The organism is Streptomyces sp. NPDC002669 (assembly GCF_042889165.1).
In the GTDB taxonomy this organism is placed as follows: Bacteria; Actinomycetota; Actinomycetes; order Streptomycetales; family Streptomycetaceae; genus Streptomyces.
Map to the genome: position 1 here is coordinate 1 of NZ_JBIAQQ010000077.1, position 2,049 is coordinate 2,049.

1 protein-coding gene is annotated in these 2,049 nt (G+C 74.0%); it reads left to right on the top strand.

Annotation, left to right across the window (positions count from 1 at the left end):
- The coding region (locus ACFYW1_RS38970; RefSeq protein ID WP_389004576.1) for an AMP-binding protein at positions 1-2,049 on the top strand (2,049 nt) is incomplete at both ends.

Here is a 2,049-nt window from a genome sequence, read left to right on the forward strand (position 1 = left end):
GCTGGTCGTGCTGCACCACATCGCGGCCGACGGCTGGTCGCTGGCCCCGCTGGCCCGGGACCTGTCGGCCGCGTACACCGCCCGTGCGGCGGGCGGCGTCCCCGAGTGGGAGCCGCTGCCGGTCCAGTTCGCGGACTACACCCTGTGGCAGCGCGAGGTGCTCGGCGACGAGACCGAGCCGGAGAGCCCGATCGCCCGCCAGCTGAGCTACTGGTACGAGGCGCTGGCCGAGCTGCCCGACGAGATCGAGCTGCCCGCCGACCGGCCCCGCCCGCAACTGCCCGGCTACCGCGGCGGATCGGTGGAGTTCGGCTTCGACGCGGCGCTGCACGGCGAGCTGACCGCGCTGGCCAAGGAGGCGAACGTCAGCCTCTTCATGGTGCTCCAGGCGGGCCTCGCGGCCCTGCTGACCCGGCTCGGCGCGGGCACCGACATCCCGCTCGGCACCCCGGTGGCGGGCCGCACCGACGAGGCGCTCGACGACCTCATCGGCTTCTTCGTGAACACCCTGGTGCTGCGCACCGACACCTCCGGCGACCCGACCTTCCGGGAGCTGCTGGACCGGGTCCGGGACACGGACCTGGCGGCCTACGCCCACCAGGACGTGCCGTTCGAGCGACTGGTCGAGGTCCTCAACCCGCCCCGTTCGCTGGCCCGGCACCCGCTGTTCCAGGTGATGCTGGCCCTGCAGAACACGCCGGACGGCACGCTGCGGCTGCCCGGCCTGGACGTCACCCCGCTGCCGCCCGCCCCCGCCGACGCCAAGTTCGACCTCGGCATCGAGCTGGTCGAGCGCCAGGACGGGGCGGGCGGCCCCGGCGGGATCCAGGGCCTCGCGCACTACAGTGCCGACCGGTTCGACCACGGCACCGTGCAGGTGCTGATGGAGCGGTTCGGACGCTGGCTGGCCTCCGCGGCCGCGGCACCGGACACCCGGATCGGTGCGTTCGACGTGCTGTCCACGGACGAGCGCGACACCGTGCTGCACCGCTGGAACGCCACCGACCGCGCCCTGCCCGCCGGCACGCTGCCCGACCTCTTCGAGGCCCAGGCGGCCCGTACCCCCGGCGCCACGGCGGTCGTCGCCACCGGGCAGGAACTCGACTACGCGGAGCTGAACCGCCGGGCGAACCGCCTGGCGCGGCTGCTGATCGAGTACGGCGCGCGCCCCGAGACCCTGGTCGCGGTCGCCGTGCCGCGCTCGGTGGAATGGCTCGTCGCCCTCCTGGCCGTCTCCAAGGCGGGGGCCGGCTACCTGCCCGTCGACCCGGGCCAGCCCGCGCAGCGCATCGCCCACGTCCTCGGCGACGCGGGGCCCGTCCTGGTCCTCACGTCCGGCGACGACCCCCGCGTCCCGGCCGGCGAGGCGTACCGCACGCTGCCGATCGCCGAGGGCGAGCGGCTCTGCGCCGGGTACGACGCCACCGATCCGACCGACGCGGAGCGCGGCACCGCCCTGAGGCCGGAGCACCCGGCGTACGTCATCTACACCTCGGGCTCCACCGGGCTGCCCAAGGGCGTGCTGATCACGCACGCCAGCATCGGGAACCTCGCAGCGGTGCACATCGACCGGCTGGAGATCGACGCGGACAGCCGCGTCCTGCAGGCGGTGTCCACCACGTTCGACCCGTCCGTCGCCGACACCGTGATGGCGCTGCTGGCCGGTGCCACGCTGGTGCTCGCCGACCCGGAGCGGCACATCGTGGGCGACCAGCTGGCCGAGGCCATCTCCACCCACGGCGTGACCCACCTCCAGCTGGCCGCCCCCGTGCTGGCCACGATCCCGGAGGCCGGTCTGGACACCCTGCGCTGCGTCGTCACGGGCGGCGAGGCGTGCTCGGCCGAACTGGTGGCGCGCTGGGCCAGGGGCGGCCGCAAGGTCGTCAACGCCTACGGGCCCACCGAGATGACCGTCGCGACGACCATGACCGAGCCGCTGACCGGCGACACCACTCCGCCGATCGGTCGTGCGGTGTGGAACACGCGGGTGTATGTGCTGGATGGTGCGTTGGGGTTGGTGGCTCCGGGTGTTGCGGGTGAGTTGTATGT